Source organism: Saccharopolyspora sp. NPDC002686 (assembly GCF_040295745.1).
Lineage (GTDB): Bacteria > Actinomycetota > Actinomycetes > Mycobacteriales > Pseudonocardiaceae > Saccharopolyspora > Saccharopolyspora oryzae.
Window position 1 is genome coordinate 1 of sequence record NZ_JBEOVY010000412.1, and the last position, 6,255, is coordinate 6,255.

The following is a 6,255-nucleotide window of genomic DNA, read 5'->3' on the forward strand; positions in this document are numbered from 1 at the left end:
CCCACGCTCCCCCTATCTCAGCCGCCGACGCACGGTGTCGTGAGTGTTTTGGGTCGCTATAGCAACCCAAAACACTCACGACAGGGTCAGGGCATTCCGAGCCGGACGATCTCACTCAGCACGGCGAACCCGGGAGTTCTGCCGATCGGCTCGACCTGGACGTTGGTCACCAGGTTCTCGTCGCGGGACGAGCTGTACCGGTGGCCGGTGAACTCGACGTTGTGGTACTTGCGGTATTCCTTCGGCAGTTCGGTGATGTTGCCGGTGCCGTGCCGATCAACGAGGCTCTTGAACTCGGTGGCCGATCCGACGTCGGGCATGTCGACGACCGACACCGCGACCAGCACCGAGTTGCCCCGCGGAGTGCGCAATTCCGCCATGAAGCGGTGCAGGCTGCGGCACGGGTGCTCGGTGAAGAAGCGCTTGACCTGCCCGTACGAGCGGGTTTTGCAAGAACCCAGCGTCGAGTTCTCCTTGGCCTCGACCCGGTAGCCGCGTTTCGTCCATCGCGCCACTGCGCGGAGCTCGACCTCGCGCGGGTTCTTCGCGCTCTGCGCAGATCGCCCTTTGGGCGTCGATGTCAGCCCTTCGAGCGCTGCGCTACCCCCGCTGCCGAGCGCTACGGCAGTGCCCAATACCACCACGGCTGCTGCGCCTCCGGATTTCGACGGTGGACGACGGGTGTGCGCCTTGACGTCGTGCCCAGCGCGTTTGTGTCCCTTGACGAAGACCAAGACGGCTCCCCTCACGCCGGTAGATCGGTCGATGAGTGAAGCCCAGATGCGCGTTCGGAATGGTCCGATCGGTCCCTGTTCAACCGAATGTCGCAATGCGCGGGGCGGGTGAAAATGCGTTGCGCTGAGGTTCGGTGGGTTGGTGGGATCGGGTGGGTGGGGACTTTCTTGGAGACCGAGCGGTTGGTGTTGCGGACGTTCCGTCCTGATGACGTCGACCTGCTCGTGGAGCTCAACGGGGATCCGCTCGTGATGCGCTACATCTTCGGCGGTCCGGCACCGACGCGGACCGAGGTCGCCGAGGAGCTGCTGCCCAGGTACCTGTCGTACTACGAGAAGTTCGGCGGGCTCGGCAAGTGGGCTGCTCTGGAGCGGGGGACCGGGCGGTTCGTCGGGGTGTTCATGCTGCACCCGGAGGACGGCGGGCCGTTGGACGAGGCCGAGCTCGGGTACCGGTTCCACCAGTTCGCCTGGGGCAAGGGGTACGCCACCGAGGGCTCGATCGCGTTGCTCGGCAAGGGGTTCGGCGACTTCGGGCTGCGGCGGATCTTCGCGCAGGCGATGACCGTCAACGGGGGTTCGCGGCGGGTGCTGGAGAAGGCCGGGATGCGGTACGTGCGGACGTTCTTCAAGGACTGGCCGGGCCCGCCCATCGACGGCTCCGAGCACGGCGACGCCGAGTACGAGATGACCCGCGAGGAGTGGCTGGCTCAGTACCGGTAGACGCGTTCGGCCACCGCCGCCGCGGGTTGCGCGGAGTAGCTCGCCGGGGCCGAGATCCGGTTCGGGTCGCCGTCGGAGGTGTAGCGGCGGGCCGGGTCGGCGGCCAGCTTGTCCAGCCAGGCCGTGGAGCCGAACTGGGCGTCCTCGCCGTTGGCCGCTTGGGAGCGGATGCGCGGCACGTTGGCCGGGTCGAAGTCCGCTGACCAGGGCGAATGAGCCGGGTTGGAGCCGACCAGCAGAACGCTGTCGTGGTGGTAGGTCGTCCCGTCGGCCGACCCGTCGGCGGCCAGCCGCTCGTCGTCCGGGTGCGCGCCCAGCGGGAGCGCGATCGACCGGACCTGCACGCCTGGCACCGCATCGGTGATGATCCGCTGCATGCCGGCGATCTGCCGCTGCGCTTCAGCACCCGAGATCCGGCCGAGGTTCGGGTGGTCGAGGGTGTGGTTGCCGATCTCGAAACCGTGCTGGTGCAACCAGGTGAGGCTGCGGCGGCCGGTGGGTTCCTCGAACGGCGGGTTGAAGACGTAGCAGGTCGCCACCGGGCGGAATCCCGGGTGCGCGGCCGCCACGTCGAGCAGGATGCGGATCGCCGTGCCCGGCGCCGGCTCGCCCGAACCGTCCAATGTGAACTGGCTGGCCGATCCGTCGTCGAAGGTGAGCACCACCGGATGCGCACCGGCCGGGATGTCGAACTGCCCGGTGGCGTACTCGGTGGCGGTCACCGGGACGTAGTCCTCCGCCGCCAGCCTTTCCAGCTCCGCCCGGAAGTCCTCCGGCGTCCGGTCGTAGACGCTGGTGGGAGTGGTGGTGATCCGGTGGTACATCAGCACCGGGACGTCGCCCAGCTCGTTGGCGCCCACCGACTCCGGCGTCGGCGGGGGCGGTGGTGGTGGCGGAGGAGGCGGGAGCTCGGCCATCTGGAGCGGTGGCGGTGGTGGGGGTGTGCTGCAGCCGCTCAGGGCCGCGAGCAGCACCGCCGTCACCGCGGCGACAGCGCGTCCGGCGCGCACAGCTGGCAGCACGCCACCAACCGTAGGTTCCGGTTTCGCGGCTTGGGGATACTCCAAGTGGTTAATTGATCTGCCGCGCCCCGGCTGGGAGGGTGGTGGGGGAAGAGAATTCCGCTTGGAAGAGCACGAGTTTCGTGCAGCCGCGCGAGTTCGCCTAGTCGGGGAGGCGAAAGCGATGACGGATGCCGCAACCGCCCGTGCGCGGGCGATGCTGGCCGAGGTTCCCAGGTTCGTCGTGGTCGGGATAGGTGCCGCGCTGGTCCTGCTGATCGGGGTGCTGCTGGCCCGGATGATGTCCACAGAGGACGTCGAGATCGGCGGGTTACCGGAAGATCGTCCGGTCACGTCGAACGTCGTGGGCGCGATTCAGATCCGCTCGGGCGCCGACGACGTGCGAGTGCTGCTGGACGGCCGCGAGGTGCCGACGAGCCGTGCGCAAGGCGTCTACCAGGTGTCGGGGGTCGGGCTGGCCGACGGCAACCACGAACTGCGCGTCGAGGTGCCCGGCTGGATCGGTGCATCCAGCACCAGCCGCGAGTTCACAGTGGACAACACGCCACCTGCGCTGCAGGTCGACGACTCGTTGCGCGCCGACGAGCCGAACGCGCCGGTCACCGTCGCGGGGACCGCGCAAGGCGCCACCGAGGTCCTGGTCGCCGGGAAACCCGTGGTGCCGGACCCGCAGGGCCGGTTCAGCGCGGTCGTCGACCGGCCGGACCGGGAGGTCCCGGTGGTGGCCACCGACGCCGCGGGCAACCGCACCGAGCGGGCCCTGACCGTCCACATCAGACACCCGGGGATGCGCGCGGTGCACCTGACCGGGCTGGCCTGGACCAGCGACTCGCTGCGCGAACCGGTCCTGGACCTGGCCAGGCGGGGCCAGATCGACACCGTCGAGCTCGACATCAAGGACGAGAGCGGGGAAGTGGTCTACGACTCCGCGGTCCCGATGGCGCAGCAGATCGGCGCGGTCAAGGGCTACTACAACGCCCGCCAGGTGCTCGACCAGCTGCACGGCATGGGGGTGCGGGTGGTCGGCCGGCTGGTCGCGTTCAAGGACCCGGTGCTGGGCGCGGCGTCCTGGAACGGCGGGCACCCGGAACGGGTCGTGCAAACCGCCGGTGGCCAGCCCTGGAGCGGTGGTTACGGCGGCTACGCCTTCACCAACTTCGCCGATCCGACCGTGGTCCGCTACAACATCGACATCGCGGCCGAAGCCGCCGGCCTGGGCTTCGACGACATCCTCTACGACTACGTGCGCCGGCCCGACGGGCACCTGGACCAGATGCGCATCCCGGGGCTGACCACCACCCCGGAGGCGGCGATCGCCGACTTCCTGCGCCAGACCCAGCCGGAGGTCCGCTCGCGCGGGGCGCTGCTCGGCGCGTCGGTGTTCGGCATCTCGGTGAACCGCCCGACCGAGATCGCCCAGGACATCCGCCAGATCGCGCAGCACGTCGACTACATCTCGCCGATGGTCTACCCGTCGCACTGGGCGGCCGGGGAGTTCGACGTGCCCAACCCCAACGGCCAGCCCTACGACATCGTGGCGCGCTCGCTGGCCGAGTTCGCCAAAGCGGTCCAGGGCACCGACGTCCAGATCATCCCGTGGCTGCAGGACTTCAGCCTCGGCGTGAGCTACGGCACTCCGGAGGTGGCGGCGCAGATCGGTGCTGCGCGGGACAACGGCATGAACTCCTTCCTGCTCTGGGCCCCGAACTGCCGCTACCACGGGGAGGCGCTGGCACCGCGCTGAGCGAACGCGCTTTTGTCGTTGGGCGAAATGGGTGTTGTCCTCGGGAGAGCCGCTGTGCATTGTTGGCGGGGTATCGATCTTGGAGGTAGCAATGCCCGCGAGGCCTGCCCGGCTCACCCTCGCCGTGCTCGCGTCCGGTGCGCTGATCGCACCGATGGCGCAAGCGGCCCCCGGCGGACCGCCGGAACCACCGAAGCAAGCCGAAGCGGTCGGTTACGGCGGCGCGGTGTCCAGCGTCGACCCGAACGCGACCCAGGCCGGCATCGACGTGCTCCGCCGCGGCGGCAACGCCGCCGACGCCGCCGTCGCGGTCGCTGCCGCGCTCGGCGTCACCGAGCCGTACTCGGCGGGGTTCGGCGGCGGCGGGTACTTCGTGCACTACGACGCCAAGACCGGCGAGGTCGAGACGATCGACGGTCGGGAGACCGCGCCCGCCAGCGCCGACGAGAACCTGTTCCTGGAGGACGGCAAGCCGATCCCGTTCGACGAGGCGGTCACCAGCGGCCTCGGCGTCGGCGTGCCCGGCACCCCGATGACCTGGCAGAACGCGCTGCAGAAGTGGGGCAGCAAGGACCTCGCCGAGGTGCTGAGCCCGGCCGAGCAGCTGGCCAGCAAGGGCTTCGTCGTCGACGAGACCTTCCGGAAGCAGACCGCGGACAACGAGGAGCGCTTCCGCGCGTTCCCGGCCACCCGCGACCTGTTCCTGCCGGGCGGGAAGCTGCCCGAGGTCGGCAGCGTGCTGCGCAACCCCGACCTCGCCGCGACCTACCGCGAGCTGGGCAAGCGCGGTGCGGACGTGCTCTACAACGGTGAGATCGGCGCGGACGTGGTCCGCACCGTCAACCAGCCGCCGGTCGACCCGGCCGCGAAGATCAAGGTCCGCCCCGGCGACATGACCGCCGAGGACCTGAGTGCCTACCGCGCCTTCGAGCAGGACCCGACCCACGTGTCCTACCGCGGCCTCGACGTGTACGGCATGGCGCCGGGCAGCTCCGGCGGCACGACCGTCGGCGAGGCGCTCAACATCCTCGAGAGCAGCGACCTGTCGGCGGCCGACAAGACCCAGTACCTGCACCGGTACCTGGAAGCCAGCAAGATCGGCTTCGCGGACCGCAACCGCTGGGTCGGCGACCCGAAGTTCAGCGAGGTGCCCACCGAGGCGCTGCTCGACCAGGGTTTCGCGGACTCCCGCGCCTGCCTGATCAGCGACGACGCGGTGCTGCCGACCCCGGTGAAGGCGGCCGACCCGAACCAGCCGCAGGACTGCCAGACCCGCACCACCGACGGCGCCGAGCCCTACGAGGGCCCGAACACCACGCACCTGACGGTCGCCGACGCCGAGGGCGACATCGTCTCCTACACGCTCACCATCGAGCAGACCGGCGGCAGCGGCATCGTCGTGCCGGGGCGCGGTTTCCTGCTCAACAACGAGCTGACCGACTTCAACTTCACCCCGGTCACGCCGGGTGAGCCGGACCCGAACCTGCCTGGCCCGAGCAAGCGGCCGCGCAGCTCGATGAGCCCGACGATCGTGCTCAAGGACGGCCAGCCGTACCTGGCGGTCGGCAGCCCCGGTGGCGCGACGATCATCACCACCGTGCTGCAGAGCCTGACCGGGCGCCTGGACCGCGGCATGTCGCTGGTCGACGCCATCGCCGAACCCCGCGCGTCCGAGCGCAACGGCAAGCAGACCGAGGCGGAACCGGCCTTCCTGGCTCAGCCGGAGGCGGAGAAGCTCAAGGCCATCGGCCACGAGTTCAAGCAGGTCGAGGAGATCGGTGCGGCGACCGGGGTGGAACGCCTCCCGGACGGCCGCTGGATCGCCGCGGCCGAGCGCGAACGCCGAGGCGGCGGCGCGGCAGCGGTCGTGAACCCGACCCGCTGACCCGAACACCGGAGGGCTCCGCTCGCCAGCACGGCGAACGGAGCCCTCCGTCGTTCCGTCAGGTCGTTCGGGTGGCGTGCCAGATGGCGTGCTCCCAGCTACAGCGCGGCCAAAGCCGCGGTCAACCAGCTCACCGTCGCACTGGCC

At 69.9% G+C, this 6,255-nt stretch carries 5 protein-coding genes; 3 read left to right on the forward strand and 2 right to left on the reverse strand.

Going from position 1 to position 6,255, the window contains the following annotated elements; all coding sequences use genetic code 11:
• Positions 1-86: 86 nt before the first annotated feature.
• On the reverse strand, positions 87-635 hold the full coding sequence (locus ABTZ89_RS34095; RefSeq protein WP_351052606.1) for a hypothetical protein: 549 nt from the start codon (positions 633-635) through the stop codon (positions 87-89).
• Between the two features lie 255 nt (positions 636-890).
• Between ABTZ89_RS34095 and ABTZ89_RS34100 the strand changes: the two genes are divergently transcribed.
• Positions 891-1,457: a GNAT family N-acetyltransferase gene (locus ABTZ89_RS34100; RefSeq protein WP_351052609.1), complete on the forward strand. Its 567-nt coding sequence runs from the start codon at positions 891-893 to the stop codon at positions 1,455-1,457.
• On the opposite strand, the gene ABTZ89_RS34105 is transcribed toward ABTZ89_RS34100, so the two are convergent.
• A complete protein-coding gene (locus ABTZ89_RS34105; RefSeq protein ID WP_502949639.1) occupies positions 1,445-2,476 on the reverse strand; it encodes a polysaccharide deacetylase family protein in 1,032 nt (343 codons plus the stop codon). The two genes, ABTZ89_RS34100 and ABTZ89_RS34105, sit on opposite strands and share 13 nt — an antisense overlap.
• 166 nt (positions 2,477-2,642) lie before the next feature.
• On the opposite strand from ABTZ89_RS34105, the gene ABTZ89_RS34110 reads away from it, so the two are divergent.
• Positions 2,643-4,223, forward strand: coding sequence for a putative glycoside hydrolase (locus tag ABTZ89_RS34110; protein ID WP_351052612.1), 1,581 nt, complete (start codon positions 2,643-2,645; stop codon positions 4,221-4,223).
• Between the two features lie 91 nt (positions 4,224-4,314).
• The gene (gene ggt / locus ABTZ89_RS34115) at positions 4,315-6,108 is read left to right on the forward strand and encodes a gamma-glutamyltransferase (protein WP_351052614.1); all 1,794 of its coding nucleotides are present in this window, start codon (positions 4,315-4,317) and stop codon (positions 6,106-6,108) included.
• The last annotated feature ends 147 nt before the right edge of the window (positions 6,109-6,255 follow it).